This is a genomic window from Streptomyces sp. NPDC017095 (genome assembly GCF_044332325.1).
In the GTDB taxonomy this organism is placed as follows: Bacteria; Actinomycetota; Actinomycetes; order Streptomycetales; family Streptomycetaceae; genus Streptomyces.
Map to the genome: position 1 here is coordinate 116,576 of NZ_JBIROU010000019.1, position 17,290 is coordinate 133,865.

Sequence of the window (17,290 nt, forward strand, 5' to 3'; positions counted from 1 at the left end):
AACCGACGTAAAGGCGCTGTGAATGACTGGAAAACGTCCATGCCGGGCAGGGGGGAGCGCACATGACCCGCCAATGACCCGCCCACGTTATCCGACCAGGAGAATTCACCCCATCGGAGGGGGAGTGACCTACATCACGTTGAGGCGGACTGGCCTCGTCCTTTAATCATCAAGTATCGTCTTCGTCGCCCCCACGGAAGGCAGAAAACCATGTCTGATTTAGGACAGGTTGACTATCTCGTCATCGGCGGCGGTCCCGCCGGACTTCAGGCCGGGTACTTTCTAGGGAAAAGCGGCAGAGATTACCTCGTCGTCGAAGAGAGTGACGCTCCGGGCGCTTTCTTCACCCGTTTTCCCAGGCATCGGACGCTTATCTCCTCCAATAAGGTGCACACCGGCTGGAGCGATCCGGAGCTGCGGCTGCGCGTCGACTGGAACTCGCTGCTCTCGGACGAAGGGCCGCTGTTCACCGCCTACTCCCCGCGGTACTTCCCCCCGGCCGACGACATGGTCCGCTATCTGGCGGACTTCGCGCGGACGCACGAGCTGCGCATCCGGTTCAACACCCGCGTGTGTCGCGTCGGCCGGTCCGAGGGCAGCCTGTTCGTCGCCACGGACCAGCATGGCAACGTTGTCCGGGCCCGGCGGATCATCGTCGCGACGGGCGTCTCGCGGCCCTACGTGCCGCCCATCGAGGGCGCCGAGGAGGCCGAACACTACGCCGAGGTGTCCGTCGACCCGGCCGAGTTCACCGACAAGCGGGTGCTGATCGTCGGGCGTGGCAATTCCGCGTTCGAAACCGCGGACAACCTCATCGAGACCGCAGCGGTCATCCACGTCGCCGGCCCCGGCTCGCTCAAGCTGGCCTGGCGGACGCATTTCGTCGGACACCTGCGGGCCGTCAACAACAACTTCCTGGACACCTACCAGCTCAAGTCCCAGAACGCCGTACTGGACGGTGACATCCTGCGCATAGCGCGGAATCCGGACGGCACCTATGTGGTGAGCGTGAAATTCGCCCGGGTCGAGGAAGTGGTGAAGGACATCCCGTACGACCGGGTCATTCTGGCCACCGGATTCCGCTTCGACGCATCGGTGTTCGACGACGACTGCCGTCCCGACCTCGTCGTCAAGGACCGCTTCCCACGACTCACCCCCGCCTGGGAATCCGTGAACGTGCCCGGTCTGTATTTCGCCGGTACCATCACCCAGTCCCTGGACTTCAGGAAGTCCACCAACGGCTTCATTCACGGTTTCCGGTACGGCGTGAAGGCGCTGCACCGCATACTCGAACGCCGCTACCACGGCCGGGAATGGCCGCACACCGTTCTGCCCGCCTCCGCCGGCGCCGTGACGGGCGCGGTCGTCCAGCGGGTCAACCGCACCTCGGCCCTGTGGCAGCTGTTCGGATTCCTCGGCGACGCGGTGCTGGCCGGCACCGACGGCCGGGTGCGCTACTGCGAGGAGGTCCCGGTGGCGCATCTGCACGAGGCCGCCGCCCGCGGCGACTTCGGCGACCTGGCCTCCTACTTCACCGTCACGCTGGAGTACGGCGCCGACCACGACCGGGTCGACCCCTTCGACATCACCGTCCGCAGGACGCCCCAGCAGGACACCGGCGGCCTCGACGCGCGGTATCTGCACCCCGTCGTACGGCAGTTCCGCCCCGACGGCACCGGCGAGACGGTCGCCCAGCACCACCTCACCGAGAACCTGGAGAACGAGTGGGACAACCCCGACGTGCACGTCGGCCCGCTCCGCTCCTTCCTCGCCTCCCGGCTGCCCGCCGGGAACGACCTCCCGGCCGGTGCGGAACCCGCCGCGCCCCCGGCATGACCCGCCCGCGCCCCGCCCGCTCCCGCGACGCGGCCGAGCGGGCCCGCGAACGGCTCCGCCCCGAGCACTACGACTTCATCGCCGGCGGCGCGGGCGAGGAGACGGCGCTCCGGGAGAACGAGGACGCCTTCGGCCGGCTCGCCCTGCTTCCCCGGGTGCTGCGCGGCGGCGCCGGCCGCGACACCGAAGTGGGCGTGCTGGGCCGGAAGTGGCCGGCGCCGCTGTTCGTCTCGCCCACCGCCTTCCACCGCCTCGCCCACCCCGAGGGCGAACTGGCCACCGCGCGGGCCGCCGCCGCGACCGGCACCCCGCTGGTGACCCCAATGGCCGCCACCACCGCCGTCGCGGACGTGGTCGCCGCCGCCCGCGGGACGGACCCGGAGGCCGTGGTCTGGTTCCAGCTGTACCTGCAACCGGAGACCGAGGTCACCGCCGCCCTCGTGCGCCGCGCCGAACGGGCGGGATGCTCCGCGCTCGTCGTCACCGTCGACTCGCCCGTCTTCGGCCCGCGCACCCGTGACCTGCGCAACGGCTTCCACGATCTGCCGCCCGGACTCGCGGCCGAGAACATGCGGGACCTGCCCGGCACCGCGCCGGGCGGCACCCGTGACATCACCATGTGGCCGGCCGGCTGGGACGACCTGGCACGGCTGCGCGAACTGACCGGTCTGCCCCTCGTCCTCAAAGGCGTACTGCACCCCGAGGACGCCCGCGTGGCCGTCGAGCGGGGCGTGGACGCGCTGCTCGTCTCCAACCACGGGGGACGACAGCTCGACGCCGCTCCCGCCGCCGTCGAGGCGCTCCCGGCCGTGGCCCGCGCCGTCGCCGGACGGGTGCCGGTGCTCATGGACGGCGGGGTGCGCCGGGGCACCGACATCGCCCTGGCCCTCGCCCTCGGCGCACGGGCCGTCGGGGTGGGCCGGCCCGTGCTGTGGGCCCTGGCCACGGCCGGGGAGGACGGGGTGCGGGAGACCCTGACGGCGCTGCGCGAGGACTTCGGCCGGGTGCTCGCCCTGTGCGGCGGACACCGGCCCGGGGACCTCACGGCCGACCAGGTGGTCCCGCGCGGGTTCCCGCACCGGCCACCGGAAGGAGAGCGGACATGGTGAGCAGGACGACGGCGGCGGCACTGGCCGCGGGCGGCGCGCTGCTGCTGTCCTCCCCGGCCTGGCTGCCCGACCGGGTCGTCGCCCTGCGGACGAAGGTCTTCGCCCGCGTCAACGGCGACGAGGGCATGCTCTTGCCCGACGCCGTCTTCGGGCCCGACCGTTTCCAGGAGGTCTACGGCCATCCGGCCGCCGCCGGCCGCAGCAAGGGCGCGGCGTTGTCCGACCTGTTCTGGTACTGGCTCGCGCCCGGCGCCGACGTCCACCAGGAGCACCTGGAGGCCGGCCCCCGCTACGACGAGGTCGCCCGGCGCACCCTCGACATCCTCTCCGGCCCGTCGGCGCGGCTGTCCGCCGCCGCGGCCCGGCACACCCGGCAGGCCCTGGAAGCGGCCGGCACCGGCCGCGTGCGCGCGGTGCGGCTGCGGGACCTGATGATGCCGGTGTGGGCCGAGTTCTTCTACGGGCTGGTCTTCGAGGAGCCGTGCCCGGCCGAGGCCCGGCGGCTGATCGTCGCCCACGCCGAGGACGTCGTCAACGCCCTCAAGTGCACCCGCTTGCGCCATATGCGCCGCCGGAACCGGCTGACCCGCTATCTGCTGCGCCGGCTGGCCGCCGGGGACGTGCCCCACGCGCTGCCCGCCGGCCTGACCCGCCGCCAGCAGGCGTTCTACCTCCAGGGCACCTTCTTCAACACCGCGGTCGTCCAGATGTCCGAGGCGATGGCCCACCTCCTGCTGGTCCTCGCCCAGCACCCGGAGACACAGCGGCGGGTGGCGGCCACCCCCGCCGACGACCGCTACCTGACGCACGTCATGAACGAGACGTTCCGCCTCTACCCGCTGTTCGGGGTGGCCCACCGGATCACCACCGCGGACCTCGCCCTCGACGGCCTGCCGGTCATCCCGGCGGGCTCCGTCCTGGCCTTCAGCTACCCCGACTACCACGCCACCGGCTACCCGGACCCCGAGCGTTTCGACCCCGCGCGCTGGGAGTCGCTCTCCGCCCGGGACGCCCACCACATCCCGTTCGGCGTCGCCGCCAACCGGCCCTGCCCCGCCTGGCGCCTGGCCCCGGTCGTCATGCGCGCCGCGACCCGCGAGGTGCTGGCCCGGTACGTACTCGACTCTCCCGTCGGCCACACCCGCTCCATCCCGCACCGCGCCCCCTGCCTGCTCGTCCCCCGCGACCGCCCGCTCCCACGGCCTCTGCGAGGCGTCCTGCGGACGGCGCTGACCGTCCGGGACCGGGCCGAGGACGTCGGACGCAGCCTGCTGCAACTCCTCTTCGGCACCTGGATGGTGCTGGAGGCCCACCGCACCAGGCCCGCCGCGACGTACTTCGCCCGGCACGACACCGAGGGCCGCCCGCTCGACGGCGACCAAGGTCTGCCCGGCACCGGGACGGGGCGGGAGCAGGCCGCGCGCACCTGCCCGTACCCGGGCCGGCGAGCCTGACGGGCCCCACCTTCCCCTCCGCGTCTCCTCACCAAGGAGTCACCGTTGTCGACCACCGAGACGGGTCCGGCGTTCTTCCTCGCCGTGGCCGTCATCCTCACCGTGTGCCGCCTCGTCGGCTGGCTGCTGCGCCGACTGGGCCAGCCGCCCGTGGTCGGCGAGATGGTCGCCGGGGTGGCCCTCGGCCCCTCCGTCCTCGGTCTCGTCTCGCCCGGCCTGGAAAAGGCGGTGTTCCCGGACGAGATCCGCCCCGTGCTGTACGTGGCGGGGCAGGTCGGCCTCGTCGTGTTCATGTTCCTGTCCGGATACGAGTTCCGCACTGACCGGCTCCGGTCGGTGGGCCGCACGGCGGTCCCGGTCTCCGCGGCCGGCATCGTCGTCCCGCTGGTCCTGGGCACCGGGCTGGCCTGGGCGGCGCACGGCACGGTGGACCTCTACCCGGACGGCGTCTCCACGACGGTGGGCGCGCTGTTCGTCGGAGTCACCGTGTCGATCACCGCCTTCCCGATGATGGCCCGGATCATCACCGAACGCGGCCTGACCCACACCCGGTTCGGGGCGGTCTCCCTGGCCTCGGGCGCGCTGGACGACGCCGTGGCGTGGGTGCTGCTGGCAGGAGTGCTCAGCATGGCGGGCGGGGGAGCGGACACCTTCCTGCTGGCGGTGGCCGGCACGGCGGGCCTGGCCGTGCTGCTGTGGCTCTTCCTCCGCGTCCGGCCCGCGGCCCTGGAACGGGCGCGGCAACTGACCGACGACCACATGCTGCTGGTCACCGTCCTGCTGCTGTTCCTCGCCGCGTGGTACACCGACCGCATCGGCCTGTACGCCGTGTTCGGCGCCTTCAGCCTCGGCATCGCCTTCCCCCGCGACCCGGTGGTGACCCGTGCGGTGACGGCCATCGCGCCCATCAGCCGCATCGTGTTCCTGCCCCTGTTCTTCGCCTACTCCGGACTCAACACGGACTTCACGCTGCTGTCCGACGGCCGGCTGCTGCTGTTCACCGCGGCCTGCGTGCTGGTGGCGATCGTCAGCAAGTTCGGTGCCTGCTGGGCCATGGCGCGGCTGATGGGCGAGCCGCAGGCCGTCGCGGTCCGCGTCGGCACGCTGATGAACGCGCGCGGCCTGATGCAGCTCATCGCCATCAACGTCGGCCTGGCCGCGGGCATCGCCTCGCCCGCGCTGTTCGGGGTGCTCGTGATCGTCGCCCTGGTGACGACGGTGATGACGAGCCCGCTGCTGGCCCTGCTGGACCGGCGCGGTCGCACCGACCTGCCGGACCGGACCACACCCGCCGAGACGACCTCCGCCGGCCCTGGCGCGGGCCCGGCACCCACCGGGCACAGCCCCCGGACCCACGGCACCGGCTGACGACGACGCCGGCTGGCGGCCACGCCGTCCGGCCGGCCGCGCGTCCCCGGCTCCGGGCGTCCGTCGCGGCCGCGCGGACACGCGGGCGGCGGGCCGGCCGTCGGTCGCTGGGCCGCCGAGGCCCGTCAGGGCGCATCATGGAGGGCATGCGAACGCTGCCTGTGCTGGTCTACGACGGCGACTGCGGTTTCTGCTCCGCTTCGGTGGCCTTCGCCCGGAGACGGGTCAAGCCGCGCTGCGACATCGAGGCCAGCCAGCGGGCCGAGCTGGACGCCCTCGGCGTCACCCGGCAGCGGGCCGAGTACGAGGCCCTGTGGGTGACCCCCGACGGGCGGGTGTACGGCGGTGCGCAGGCGGTCGCCAGGGCGCTGCTGAGCGCGGGCCGCGGCTGGGCCGTCGCCGGGGCGCTCCTGCGACTGCCGCCCCTGCGCTGGGCCGCCCACGGCGTCTACCGCGTCATCGCCCGCAACCGCCACCGCCTCCCCGGCGGCACGCCGGCCTGTGCCGTGCCCCCCGGCCGGCGGCCGGGAGCCGACTGAGCGGGAGGGCCGTTCGCCGGTTCTCTGTTCGACGCGACAGCAAACGTGCATACGGTGATCAGACCGGGGCAGACGGCTCCCTGGACACGCATCCACCACTCCCGGCAGCGCAGCCGCGTGGAGGGTGCGCGCTCACGGACGTCGCGGGCCCCGTGAAACGGCCCGCCTTTCGGGAAGGTTGTCGCTGTGTTGCTGCCTGCGGAGAAGGAACTGCGTGCGGTGCTGGCCCGCTTCGCCGACGCTCGCTTCCGCCATGACCTGCAGCCCACCGGTCACTCCAGCCGCGAACTGGAGGACGCCACCTACACGCTGTGCGTCATGACCGGCACCCAGTCGGTGGACCAGGCCCTCGCCACCGCCGACGCCCTTCTGGACCGGCTGCGGACGGACCGTCCCGCGGCCGCCAGGGCGACACAGACCCTGGCCGCCTGACGCCAGGCGGCCGAGCCCTCCCCGCGCACCCGAAAGCCTGCCCGGACGAGGCGTGTGCCCGGGCAACGCGCCGCCCGGAACGGCCAGTCCGGTCCGCGGCCCCCGCACCGTGGTTCCCCGGAACCCGGGGCCCGGGGCTCGGAGCGGGGCCTTACTGCGGCGGGCGCGCCCAGGCGCGGACGGCCAGCTTCCCGGTGGTGCCGAGGTCGAGGTGGGGCGTGACGGTCACCGCATCGGCGCCGCGTTCCGCCCGCACCCTGACGTACGGAACGTCGACGGGCGCGCCGTCCTCGGTGGTGTTGCGCCACATCAGCCCGGAAACGGCGCTCTCTCCGGGCTTCAGGACCAGCGGGCGGGCCGGCTCGTCGAATCCGGTCCCGGTGCTGATGCCCCCGCTGCCCCGCACGATCCGGACGCCCTCGACGGGGGACAGGTCCTCGTCGAGGAGTTCGAGGAGCGGGTAGCCGTCGAGGGCGTACGCGCGTGTCCCGCAGTTCTCCAGGTGCAGTCCCACCACGCGCAGCCCCATCGCGGCATCGCCCTGATCGGCGCTCAGGCGGATGCCGGAAGGCGGGCACTGACCGGACGCCGGCGGCGCCTCGCCGGCCGGCACCCTGGTCACCCTGGCGACCTTGACCCGGGTCACCGGCGACGCTCCGGGCACCAGTTCCCCGAGACGGACCGTGCCGCCTACGGTCGCCCCGGCACCGACCGAGCGGACGGTCTCCTCCCTGCTGGCCATGACCTCGCCGGTGTCCGTGGTGAAGGCGAAGAGGACCGTGTACGTCAGGGCCGCGGTGCCGTCGTTGGTGACCTCGTAGGCGGCCGAGACGCCGGAGACGCGGTCAGGAAGCGGGTCGGGGTGGACGGAGAAACCGTCCGGACCTGGGCTCGCGGCGGGCGTGCCGGAGGGGAGGGTCACCGAGGTGATCCGGACGCCGTCCACGGACGGCGCGGTGACAGCCGGCCGGCTCGCGGGACCGGTCACGTCCGGGCCGAGGCTGCCCGGCTGTCCGGAGCCGCACGCCGTGAGCAGCAGGAGTGCGGCAAGAGCCGGCAGGAAGAGACAAGTGGCTGTGCGCATCGGGACACTTCATCAGGGTCCCGGCCGCCGGGCTGTGGCGTACGTCACGACGGCGGGTCAACGGCCCGCTCCGTACGGCCTGTCGGCCACTGCCGCGGCCCGCGCCTGCGCGTTTCGCGGCCAGGGTTCCATGAGGGCGTCGGCGAGGTCCCCGGGACACGGCCGCGCGGAGCCGGCGACGCTCGACGGCCGGCGCGGGGCGGTGCCGGGCGCCCCGTCCCGGACGCCGGGAAGTGCCTCGGCCGGGGGTTCCGCGTCCCCTCACTCGGTGTTGGCGCGGATGCGCGCGAGCAGGGTCCGTAGCTGTTCGCGTTCGTCCGGGTCCACCCCGGCGGTCGCTTCGGCGAGGGCGAGGCGGTCGATCTCCTCCGCCTCGCGGTGACAGCGCCGGCCCTCCTCGGTGAGCCGCAGCAGGAACGCGCGCCGGTCCTGCGGATGGCGGAGCCGCTCCACCAGTCCGTCCCGTTCCAGACTGTCGACGATCGCGGTGGCGGTGCGCGGGGCGATGCCCGCCCTCTCGCTCAGATCCCGCATGCGGAGCGGCTCCCGGGCCCCGGCGAGCATGCGCAGGGCCCGCAGTCGGGCCACCGACGCCCCTCTCGCCCTCAACCGGGCCTCCACGAACTGTCGTAGCCGGTGCGTCGTCTCGTACAGCTCGTCGATCAGGATGTCGCTGCTGCCCTGCACTGTCATGGCGCTCAGTCTCTCCTGTCCGCCCTCGCCCCCGCCATACGCTGAGATCCCTCATAGTGAGTATGCTCAGCATATGCTCCGACGCCACTCCGTGCTGTCCGCCCTGCCGTCCCGTCTCAGCCAGCGCCTGGTCGTCCCCGTCGTCAGCGTCAGCGTCACGTTCATCGCGATCGTCGACGGAGCGATCACCACCGTCGCCCTGCCCTCGATCGCCCGTCAGTTCGGGCTGACCACCGCCGCGCTGGACGGAGTGGTCGTCGTCTACCCGGTCTGTCTGGCCATGGCCATCCCGGCCTCGGCCTGGCTGGTCGAACGGTTCGGCGGCAAACGCGTCCTGCTGACCGCGCTCACCGTCTTCCTCGGTTCGTCGCTGCTGTGCGGGGCGGCGGCCGGGCTCGGCCAGCTCGTCGCCTGCCGTGCGGTGCAGGGCCTGTCCGCCGGTGTCCTCTTCCCCGCCTCCACCGCCCTGCTGTTCGCCACCTTCACCTCGGCGGAGCAGGTGCGCATCTCCCGCTACATGATCATCCCGCAGCAGATCGCGCCGGCCGCGGCACCCGTGCTGGGCGGGCTGCTGGTGGACCACCTGTCCTGGCGCTGGGTCTTCTACGTCAATCTGCCGGTGGGCCTGCCCGCCGTGCTGTTCGGCGCCCTGTTCCTGGCCGGCGGCCGGGGCGGCCGGCCCGGCCGCTTCGACCTGCCCGGACTGCTGCTGAGCGCGGGCGCGCTGGCCGCCTTGATGTTCGGCATCTGCGAGGGACCCAACCAGGGCTGGACCTCCCGCACCATCCTCACCACGCTCCTGCTCGGCGCGGTCCTGCTGGCCGGCGCCGTCGCCGTCGAACTGCGCACGGCCCAACCCCTGCTCCGGCTGCGCCTGTTCGCCGACCGGCTCTTCCGCGACACCAACCTGATCAATCTCATCGGCCTGATACCCATCATGGGCGCCCTGTACCTGACCCCTCTCTTCGTCCAGCAAGCCCAGCACCGCAGCGCGCTGGAGTCGGGTATGACCACGTTCCCCGAGGCGTTCGGCGTACTGCTGACCGTGCAGGTCGCCGGTGCCCTGTACGCCAGGGTCGGTCCGCGCCTGATCGTCGGCTGCGGTCTGGTCGGTCTGGGCGCCGTACTGCTGCTCCTCGCCACCTGCGACGCGGACACGGACCTGTGGACCGTCCGCGGCTACATGTTCCTGTTCGGCGCCGCGATCGGCACCTTCTTCATGCCCACCACGGTGGCCTCCCTGGCCACCCTCGACCGGATCGACCTGGCCCAGGCCACGATGCTGAACACCGTCGTACGCCAGACCGGTGGCGCGCTCGCGCCGGCCGCCGTGACCACCGCCCTCGTCCTCGGCACCCCGCCCGAGACCGCCGCGGCGCCGCCCGTCACCGCCTACCAGCACGCGTACCTGGCCCTCGCCGCGATCGCGGCGGCGACGGCGGTCCTCGCCTTCACCCTGCCCGACGGCCCCGCCCGCGCCGCCGTCCGCGGCAGCACGGCCAGGACCTCCGGGCCCGTCCTGCCCCGACGCCGGCGGGACCGGGTCGGCTCCTGACCCCGGGAACACCGCTCGCGTACGTACGGACCTCCTTCCCGTCCCTGCCGTCCCGCCGGCGCCACGGATAGGGTGAGCGGTGACCGACCGGACCGGGCGGGGACCTGGGCCTGTCTGATTTTCGGGCCGTTGCCCGGGGGGCGGCCGGGGCGTCGTACGCGGCCGTCTCCGCCCTCTTCCACGGGCGTGCCGACGGCAGCCTCCCGCCCGCCACCCGGGAACGCGGACGACTACGACCACCGGAGTGCGCATGACGACGGACAGCCCGGGGACGGACGGGGCGGCGCGCGCGGCCGGTGTGGAGGTGCGGCCGGCCGCCGGATACATCGGCGCGGAGATCGACGGCGTCGACCTGGCCGGGGAACTGGACGAGGCGGTGGTCGCGGTCATCCGCGCGGCGCTGCTGCGCTGGAAGGTGGTGTTCTTCCGCGGGCAGCGCCTCGACCACGCCTCCCATGTCGCGTTCGCGCGCCGGTTCGGCGAGCCGGTCGCGCTGCCCAGGCGGGGCAGCGCCTCCCCGGCGGGTGTGCCCGAGGTCGAGACCACCGCCGACCGGCTGGAACTCGGGGGCCGGTTCGGCATGGAGCACGACGAATGGCTGCGGCGTCGCCGCCACTCGCTGCTGCGCGGCTGGCACTGCGACCACGGTGCCCGGATCGATCCGCCCGCCGCGACGATCCTGCGCGCCGAGGCCGTACCGCCGTACGGCGGCGACACCGCCTGGTCCAATCTGGCCGCCGCGTACGCCGGACTCTCCGCGCCCGTGCGGGAGTTCGTGGACGGCCTGCGGGCCGAGCACCGGCTCGGGGTCGGTTACCAGCCGCGGCCCGGCGACGACGCCTACGTCCGCCACCTGCTGGAGCACCAGACCGCCACCGTGCACCCGCTGGTGCGGGTCCACCCGGAGACGGGGGAGCGGATCCTCTTCGTCAACGGCTACTACGTCGAGCAGATCACCGGGCTCTCCCGCGCCGAGAGCCGGGCGGTCCTGGACATGCTGCTGGAGCAGGCCGTCCGCCCCGAGTACACCGTGCGCTTCCGCTGGGAGCCGGGCAGCGTCGCCTTCTGGGACAACCGGGCCACCGTCCACCTCGCGCCCGGCGACCACGCCCACCTCGGCTCCCCGCGGATCATGCACCGGGTGATGCTCGCCGGGGACGTGCCCACCGGGGTGGACGGCCGCCCTTCGGAGGCGATCACCGGGAGCGCGCCCGGCCACTGGTGAGCCTGGGGCCGTCAACGCCTGGTGGAATCAGGCGAGTTCGGCCACCGCACTGCGAGGCCGCGCCCGTGGACGCGAGGGCAACGAGTCCACGCGGACGCCGCTATGCCCTCAGCGAAGCGGGCAGGCCTGGGCCGGCAGTCTCTGGTTGAGTGCACTGATGAAGATCTTGGTGTTGGGCGGCACCGCGTGGGTGGGCCGCGAGGTATCGCGGCAGGCACTGGCACGTGGGCATCGGGTGACCTGTCTGGCCCGGGGGAAGAGCGGCGAACCGGCCGAGGGCGCGGTGCTGGCCGCCGCGGACAGGGCCGACCCGAAGGCGTACGACAGCCTGAAGGGCCAGGACTGGGACGCCGTGGTCGAGGTGTCGTGGCAGCCGGGCTTCGTCCGCGGGGCGCTGGCGGCGCTCGGCGAGCGGGCGGGCCACTGGTCGTACGTGTCGTCGGTCAGTGCCTATGCCTCGCATGCGCGGCCGGACGCGGACGAGTCGGCGGAACTGCTCCCGCCCGCCCGCGGCGACGAGGTCGACCACGGGCTGTTCGGAGAGGCCAAGGTGGCCTGTGAGCAGGCCGCGACGGCCGCGGTGGGCGACCGGCTCCTCATCGCGCGGGCGGGACTGATCGGCGGCCCCGGCGACCACAGCGGGCGCTCCGGCTACTGGGTCGCCCGCGCGGCCCGCGAGCCGTCGGCCCCGCTCCTGGTGCCGGCCTCCCCGGCCCTTCCCACGCAGGTGGTCGACGCGCGAGACCTCGCGGCATGGCTGCTGGACTGTGCGGAGAACGGCACGACGGGAACGTACGACGCGGTCGGCCCGGTCGTGCCCTTCGGGGAGTGGGTCGCGCTGTCACGGCGGATCGGCGGCCACACCGGGCCGGTGAGGGAAGCCGACGAGGCCTGGCTGCTCGAACAGAACGTGGTCCAGGCCATGGGTCCGGAGTCCCTCGCGCTGTGGGTGGCCGACCCGGACTGGTCCGGCTTCGGCGCCCGCAACGGCGCCGCGGCGAGCGCGGCAGGCCTGCGCCACCGGCCTCGGGCCCAGATGCTGGCGGACATCCTGCGCTGGGAACGGGAACAGGGCCTGGACCGGCCCCGCCGGGCCGGCCTCAGCGGCGAGCGCGAGCGCCACCTGCTGAAAGCACTGGACGAGAGGCGGCTCGGGGGCACGCGCCCGGCCGGAACGGAGTGACCTGGGCCGGGTCCCGCGCGCCCCGGCAGGCGGGGTGCCCGGGACCCGGCGCGTACGCGAGCGCAGGAGCTACTGCTCGTCGAGGACGCCGGGGGTGTCGTGCAGGACCACGCTCTGCCCCAACGGGACCCGGCCCATGCCGATGTCGTACATCGGTGACGTCGGGTCGCCGATGCCGAAGGCGATGCCGAACGCCATGGTGAGTTCGCTCGGAACACCCAGTGACGCGCGGACCGTTCCCGCGTACATGCCGAGCAGGGCCTGCGGGATGCCGTGGAAACCCCGTGCGGTGAGCGAGAGCAGGAAGTTCTGGGCGTACATGCCGATGTCACCGGCCGTCCGTACCCCGTCGCCGAGTCTCGGCATGAAGAGCAGGGCGACATGGGGTGCGCCGTAGAAGCGCAGGTTCTCGCGGAACACCTCCCGCCTGCCTTCGAGGTCCGAGCGCGCTATGCCCCGGGCCCCGTACACGAGCGCGCCGTGCTGGTAGGACCGCTCGCGGTAGACACCGTCGCCGTAGTCGGCGGTGAAGTCGGGGGAAGTCCGGCCTTCCTCCTCCGCCTTGAGCAGTTCCTTGCTCAGGGTGTCCCGGGCCGCACCCGAGACGACATGCACCGTCCAGGGCTGGGTGTTGCTGTTGGACGGTGCCGTCTGCGCGTCCTCCAGCACCCCGCGGATGTCCGCGGGAGACAGCGGGGTGGGCAGGAACTGCCGGGGCGAGTGCCTGGCGCGCACGAGATCGGTGAAGAAGGAGACGGTGCTGGACAAGGAAGTGCCTTTCCGGGACGTGTGGTTCGAGGTGCCGGGGCGGGTGTGTCAGCGGTGGAGGGAGCGGTTCAGCTCGACGGTCTGGTCCAGCGTGGGCGTGAAGGTGAGAGCGGCCAAGCGTGCCATCTGACGGTCGCGCCGGCGCGGGGCCTCGGTCCGGTCGGCCGCGGCGAGGGCCGGTCCCAGCTCCCCGAGACCCAGCTCGGTGCAGTAGGCGGGTGTCATCGGCTGCTGACGCCAGGAGTCGGCCAGCACGCCGGCGTCGTAAGGGTCGAAGCCGCTCTCGTCCACGAGGCGCATGCCGACGCGCCGCGCCTCGCCGGAGTCGGCGGCGACCGGGAGCGCGATGCGGTCCGGGGTGCCCGCCGGTACGCCCTTGGTCCGCAAGGTGCCTGCCAGAGCCGCGTTCCACGCCTTCACCACGGGGTGCCCCAACTGCTCCGCCACCCACAGGCTCTCCACCTGGCCCTGCTCCACCGCGTCCACGGGACCGCCGAGTTGGGGGAAGTAGTTGGAGGTGTCGATGACCACGGTCTCCTCGGGGACGAAGGCGAAGAGCCCGGCCACGTCCGGGACACGGGCGAAGGGGACGGACAGGATCACCACGTCCTTGCCCTGAACGGCCTCTTCCGCGGTCACCGCGCGCGCCCCGAACTCCCGCACGGCGCTGCCGATGGTCTCGGGTCCCCTGGAGTTCGCCACGTCGACGTCGTGTCCGCGGGCGCCGAACGTGCGCGCCAGCGTCGTCCCGATCTCTCCGGTTCCGAGGATGCCGATTTTCATGAGGGGTCCTTCCGGGGGTGCGTCGTCCCCCGGGAGAGACGGCGGGCAGGTGTGATGAGGCACCGGCAGGGCAGGGAGGGACGCCCCGCACGGCTTCCGGGTGCGGCGGCAGCCTCCTCGAGCGCCGCGCGGCCCACGCGAGCTCAGCGGCCCCGCTTGCCTGTGGCACCGCTCCCCACTCTTCGCGCGACGATCCGGCGGGCACTGAAACGGAGGCTGCCTCCGCACGAGAGGAGCTTAAAACGGAGGCTACCTCCGGTCAAGTTCCCGCTGGTGTCGCCGTAGCCGCCGCTGTGGAACGTTGGCGGTGGCCGGCGAGCCGGAGGCGGGGATGTCTCACGCCGGGCCCTTGTACACCTCGGTGACGTTCGGGCGCGGTGCCGGGCGGTGCCGGGCGGCGGGGCCCTCCGCGAAGGCGCGCAGGACGTTGTCGGTCGTGCGGGTTACGAAGGCGCGGGTACGGGCGTCCATCGCGTGGTCGCGGCCGCCGTCCCGGGTGCCGGCCATGAGGGCCTCCACCCAGCGCATGGTGCCGGTGGCGAAGACCCCCGCGCCGCTCGCTGCGGTGTAGTAGGCCGAGTCGCTGTGGCTGCGGCGGCCACCGCACACCAGCGGGGAGTGGGCCGTTATCTCCAGTGGCGCGGGGACGGGCGCGGCGGGGGTGATCCGGTCGTATTCGACGCCGACCAGGTGGTCGAAGCCGTCGCCGGGCCGTACGCCTGTCCCCTCGTACAGCCAGTGGTCCGCCGCGTGGACGACGTACGGCGCGTCCGTCGGATACCCCTCGTAGAGCACTCCCGTGAGCGACGACTCCGGATCCGGCGCCGGAGCGCTGCGGAAGTCGGTGGTCACCTGGGCGGGCCGGGTGGGGTAGCAGGGGTCGGCCCGCAGCGAGGTCTTGTAGCAGACCACCGTGCGGTCCGGCCGCGTCTGCCCGTCCTCCAGGCGGACCCGGCGGAAACAGGTGTTGGCGCCCAGGAACACCAGATTGCTGCCGGCGTCGCGGGCCCGCGTGACGTGCCGGCGCTGCTCCGGGGTCCAGTACTCGTCGTGTCCCAGGCAGACGACCGCGGACGCCCCGCGCAGGACCTCCGGGTCGCGGTGCACGTCGGTGCCGGTGGTGTAGGCGAGCGGTATGCCGAGCCGTTCCGCCAGCACGACCGCGGCCCGTTCGTACACCATGAACTTCTCCGCGCCGTCGGCGTCGTAGGGCCGGTCGAAGCTGACGGCCAGGGAGCGGGTGGCGTACGCGCCGGAGGCACCGGCGTAGAGGCTGTGGCCGCCCCACCGGTTGTAGGCCTGCCAGGTGGCCGGGGCATGCATCAGGACGGTTCGGCCGGCGCCCTGCGTGGAGCGCAGGATCAGCGGGACGTAACGCTGGTGACCGCTGTCCGTCTCCAGCCGTAGCAGGTACGCGCCCTCCGGCCAGCCGGAGGTGCCGAACGTGAGGGTGCGCGGCCAGTCCGCGCGCACGGTGCGGGTGTCCGGCAGGAGGCGGGGCTCCGCCTGGCGGCGGCCCCGGACGCGCTCCGACGTCCACACGAGCCGGGCCTGGGCTCCGCCGTACCAGCCGACGCGGAAGGCCGAGACCCGGAAGGACGCCGCGGTCGTAGAGACGTACAGGCCGCACTCCTCGCCCGGGGTCGCGCTCACCCGGTCCGCGTAGCCGGCGACGGCCGGAGCGGGACCTCGGGAAGCGATACGCCAATCGGGTGTACCCGTACGGTCCTGTTCCGTTTCGGGACGGTGGGAGACGGCCGCCCGCCGGTGTCCGGGCGCGTCGCAGGCGGCGGCCGTCACGGAGGCGAGCCCGAGGCCGGCGCATGCTCCGAGGAAGCGCCTGCGCGGCGGCCGCCGTCCGGGGACCGCCTCGTGTTCCGGTCTCTCCTGCCGGGCGGGACCCATGCTCATGGCGCCTCCCTTGCACACGCTCGTGCGTCACCTCTCTCCGGGCCAAGGTGACAGAACGACGCGGACCGCGCGCCTCGCCCCGGGCCGCGGGAGGTTTCAGGTGCAGGGCATCCGCGCCGGCCAGGGTCTTGGGGTACGAATCTGTGGTGAGGCGACGTGGCGTGGTGCGCCAGGAGGCGGCGGCCTGCCTCACCGCCTTCTCCGCCCGGCAGCTACGCGCTTCTCCGGCCGGCATGCACGCGGCCGTCGCCGGCCGCTGCGGCACGGTCCCTCGCCGCTCCACCCGGACGTGTCGGTTCACCGGCTGAAGTGCCGGGGGCGTCCGGGCGGTTGCTCCTCCCTTGCCGGGTGGATCAGGACGGCGGTGCGGGCCGGGCGTGGCTGCCGGGCCTCTCAGGTGGTGCGGGGGTGTTCGCCGGGGTGGGCGGGGCGGGGGAGTGTGCCGGTGAGGAAGGTTTTGAAGGCCTCGTGGAGTTCGCGGTAGAGGGAGGTGTCCCGGGGGGTGGCGGGGTCCGCCCAGCGGGTGAGGACGCCGTGGTAGGTGTCGTCGATGAGGTGGCCGAGGCGGTGCGGATCGAGGTCTTCGGTGATCTCTCCGCGCTTCTGCCCGTCGGTGAGGATGGCGGTGAAGAGCCGGGCGGTGGGGGAGGGGTGGGTGGTGAGGCGACCGGTCCGGTGAGCGGCGGTGATCATGGTGCGGTTGAGCTGCTGGTGCTGTTCGTTGAGTTCGGTGAGCGCGGCGAGGCAGTGGTGGAAGCGGGTGAGGGTGTCACCGGGCGAGAGTTCGCCGGTCCGGGTGGTGAGGGCGCGGTGGAGCTGGGTGGCGCGGCGGGTGTTCCATTCCGTGATGAGGTCGTCTTTGTGCGGGTAGTGGTTGAAAAACGTGCCGCGGGCGACATCGGCGTGTGCGGCGATGTCGTCGATGGACGTGTTGTCGTAGCCGTGGTGTGCGATGAGTTCCAGGGCTGCGGTGAAGAGGCGTTCCTGCACTCTGGCTTTGTTGCGTTGGCGGCGTCCTTGGGGAGGCGCGGGGGCCGGATTGGTCATGTGTCCCTCCGTGTCGCGGTGCGGGGGCCGGGCGGAGTGTAGGGGTGAAACGGCGCGGGATAAACGGAAATGGCGTGTGGCGTCATGTGAATGGAATATTCCGTTACTTCACAGATGTGACGGACGTCACTGCGGTCGGCTCTCGGCCAGGGGTGCCCGGAAATCGCCCCTGATCCCGCGCGGGTGTGAATGGGGGTCCGTATTGTCAGGGCCGACGGTTCGAAACGCGTCGATGCTTCATTGGTGTAGATGTTAAATGTCTGGTTTGTTCCTTTAAATAGACGGGAGGGTTCCGGTCGGCGG

Annotated in this window: 15 protein-coding genes; 9 read left to right on the forward strand and 6 right to left on the reverse strand. The window is 72.8% G+C overall.

The features are described from left to right. Window positions 1-210 precede the first annotated feature (210 nt). From ACH4OA_RS30235 to ACH4OA_RS30260, 6 genes are all read left to right on the forward strand, one after another. A complete protein-coding gene (locus ACH4OA_RS30235) occupies window positions 211-1,836 on the forward strand; it encodes an NAD(P)-binding domain-containing protein (protein WP_397972381.1) in 1,626 nt (541 codons plus the stop codon). Continuing rightward, window positions 1,833-2,945, forward strand: a complete 1,113-nt coding sequence (locus ACH4OA_RS30240; protein WP_397940849.1) for an alpha-hydroxy acid oxidase — start codon at window positions 1,833-1,835, stop codon at window positions 2,943-2,945. Before ACH4OA_RS30235 ends, ACH4OA_RS30240 begins: the two co-directional genes overlap by 4 nt. After that, entirely contained in the window at window positions 2,939-4,399 is a 1,461-nt protein-coding gene (locus tag ACH4OA_RS30245) for a cytochrome P450 (RefSeq protein ID WP_397972384.1), read from the forward strand. The genes ACH4OA_RS30240 and ACH4OA_RS30245 overlap by 7 nt, the downstream gene beginning before the upstream one ends. A 45-nt stretch (window positions 4,400-4,444) precedes the next feature. Then, entirely contained in the window at window positions 4,445-5,767 is a 1,323-nt protein-coding gene (locus ACH4OA_RS30250; protein ID WP_397946818.1) for a cation:proton antiporter, read from the forward strand. Between the two features lie 146 nt (window positions 5,768-5,913). Continuing rightward, complete coding sequence (locus ACH4OA_RS30255) at window positions 5,914-6,306, forward strand: DUF393 domain-containing protein (RefSeq protein WP_365941687.1); 393 nt, start codon at window positions 5,914-5,916, stop codon at window positions 6,304-6,306. A gap of 186 nt (window positions 6,307-6,492) precedes the next feature. Beyond that, on the forward strand, window positions 6,493-6,738 hold the full coding sequence (locus tag ACH4OA_RS30260; protein ID WP_365881041.1) for a DUF5133 domain-containing protein: 246 nt from the start codon (window positions 6,493-6,495) through the stop codon (window positions 6,736-6,738). Window positions 6,739-6,889: 151 nt separating this feature from the next. On the opposite strand, the gene ACH4OA_RS30265 is transcribed toward ACH4OA_RS30260, so the two are convergent. Together ACH4OA_RS30265 and ACH4OA_RS30270 are read right to left on the reverse strand one after the other, a co-directional pair. Then, window positions 6,890-7,822: a DUF4232 domain-containing protein gene (locus tag ACH4OA_RS30265; RefSeq protein WP_397972387.1), complete on the reverse strand. Its 933-nt coding sequence runs from the start codon at window positions 7,820-7,822 to the stop codon at window positions 6,890-6,892. A gap of 261 nt (window positions 7,823-8,083) precedes the next feature. Beyond that, window positions 8,084-8,515 (reverse strand): MarR family winged helix-turn-helix transcriptional regulator, encoded by a 432-nt coding sequence (locus ACH4OA_RS30270; RefSeq protein ID WP_397940838.1) that lies wholly within the window; start codon window positions 8,513-8,515, stop codon window positions 8,084-8,086. A 73-nt stretch (window positions 8,516-8,588) separates the two neighbouring features. On the opposite strand from ACH4OA_RS30270, the gene ACH4OA_RS30275 reads away from it, so the two are divergent. From ACH4OA_RS30275 to ACH4OA_RS30285, 3 genes are all read left to right on the forward strand, one after another. Beyond that, a complete protein-coding gene (locus ACH4OA_RS30275; RefSeq protein ID WP_397972389.1) occupies window positions 8,589-10,070 on the forward strand; it encodes a DHA2 family efflux MFS transporter permease subunit in 1,482 nt (493 codons plus the stop codon). Between the two features lie 250 nt (window positions 10,071-10,320). Further along, a complete protein-coding gene (locus ACH4OA_RS30280) occupies window positions 10,321-11,295 on the forward strand; it encodes a TauD/TfdA dioxygenase family protein (protein ID WP_397946815.1) in 975 nt (324 codons plus the stop codon). Window positions 11,296-11,452: 157 nt separating this feature from the next. Continuing rightward, window positions 11,453-12,478 (forward strand): NAD-dependent epimerase/dehydratase family protein, encoded by a 1,026-nt coding sequence (locus ACH4OA_RS30285; RefSeq protein WP_397940832.1) that lies wholly within the window; start codon window positions 11,453-11,455, stop codon window positions 12,476-12,478. 69 nt (window positions 12,479-12,547) lie between these two features. On the opposite strand, the gene ACH4OA_RS30290 is transcribed toward ACH4OA_RS30285, so the two are convergent. The 4 genes from ACH4OA_RS30290 to ACH4OA_RS30305 all read right to left on the reverse strand — a co-directional run bounded on the left by ACH4OA_RS30290 (window position 12,548) and on the right by ACH4OA_RS30305 (window position 16,930). Further along, a complete protein-coding gene (locus ACH4OA_RS30290; protein ID WP_397972391.1) occupies window positions 12,548-13,246 on the reverse strand; it encodes a nitroreductase in 699 nt (232 codons plus the stop codon). Between the two features lie 48 nt (window positions 13,247-13,294). After that, window positions 13,295-14,029 (reverse strand): NADPH-dependent F420 reductase, encoded by a 735-nt coding sequence (locus ACH4OA_RS30295; protein ID WP_397972394.1) that lies wholly within the window; start codon window positions 14,027-14,029, stop codon window positions 13,295-13,297. Between the two features lie 336 nt (window positions 14,030-14,365). Next, window positions 14,366-15,934 (reverse strand): N,N-dimethylformamidase beta subunit family domain-containing protein, encoded by a 1,569-nt coding sequence (locus ACH4OA_RS30300; RefSeq protein ID WP_397972402.1) that lies wholly within the window; start codon window positions 15,932-15,934, stop codon window positions 14,366-14,368. Window positions 15,935-16,333: 399 nt separating this feature from the next. Continuing rightward, a complete protein-coding gene (locus ACH4OA_RS30305) occupies window positions 16,334-16,930 on the reverse strand; it encodes a TetR/AcrR family transcriptional regulator (RefSeq protein ID WP_397940826.1) in 597 nt (198 codons plus the stop codon). Window positions 16,931-17,290 lie beyond the last annotated feature (360 nt).

What these genes read in the sequence shown, in the direction of transcription:
- ACH4OA_RS30240 (WP_397940849.1), top strand. Translation starts at nt 1,833, where the DNA reads ATGACCCGCCCGCGCCCCGCCCGCTCCCGCGACGCGGCCGAGCGGGCC.
- ACH4OA_RS30280 (WP_397946815.1), top strand. Translation starts at nt 10,321, where the DNA reads ATGACGACGGACAGCCCGGGGACGGACGGGGCGGCGCGCGCGGCCGGT.
- ACH4OA_RS30300 (WP_397972402.1), bottom strand. Translation starts at nt 15,934, where the DNA reads ATGGGTCCCGCCCGGCAGGAGAGACCGGAACACGAGGCGGTCCCCGGA.
- ACH4OA_RS30285 (WP_397940832.1), top strand. Translation starts at nt 11,453, where the DNA reads ATGAAGATCTTGGTGTTGGGCGGCACCGCGTGGGTGGGCCGCGAGGTA.
- ACH4OA_RS30295 (WP_397972394.1), bottom strand. Translation starts at nt 14,029, where the DNA reads ATGAAAATCGGCATCCTCGGAACCGGAGAGATCGGGACGACGCTGGCG.
- ACH4OA_RS30235 (WP_397972381.1), top strand. Translation starts at nt 211, where the DNA reads ATGTCTGATTTAGGACAGGTTGACTATCTCGTCATCGGCGGCGGTCCC.
- ACH4OA_RS30275 (WP_397972389.1), top strand. Translation starts at nt 8,589, where the DNA reads ATGCTCCGACGCCACTCCGTGCTGTCCGCCCTGCCGTCCCGTCTCAGC.
- ACH4OA_RS30270 (WP_397940838.1), bottom strand. Translation starts at nt 8,515, where the DNA reads ATGACAGTGCAGGGCAGCAGCGACATCCTGATCGACGAGCTGTACGAG.
- ACH4OA_RS30265 (WP_397972387.1), bottom strand. Translation starts at nt 7,822, where the DNA reads ATGCGCACAGCCACTTGTCTCTTCCTGCCGGCTCTTGCCGCACTCCTG.
- ACH4OA_RS30255 (WP_365941687.1), top strand. Translation starts at nt 5,914, where the DNA reads ATGCGAACGCTGCCTGTGCTGGTCTACGACGGCGACTGCGGTTTCTGC.
- ACH4OA_RS30245 (WP_397972384.1), top strand. Translation starts at nt 2,939, where the DNA reads ATGGTGAGCAGGACGACGGCGGCGGCACTGGCCGCGGGCGGCGCGCTG.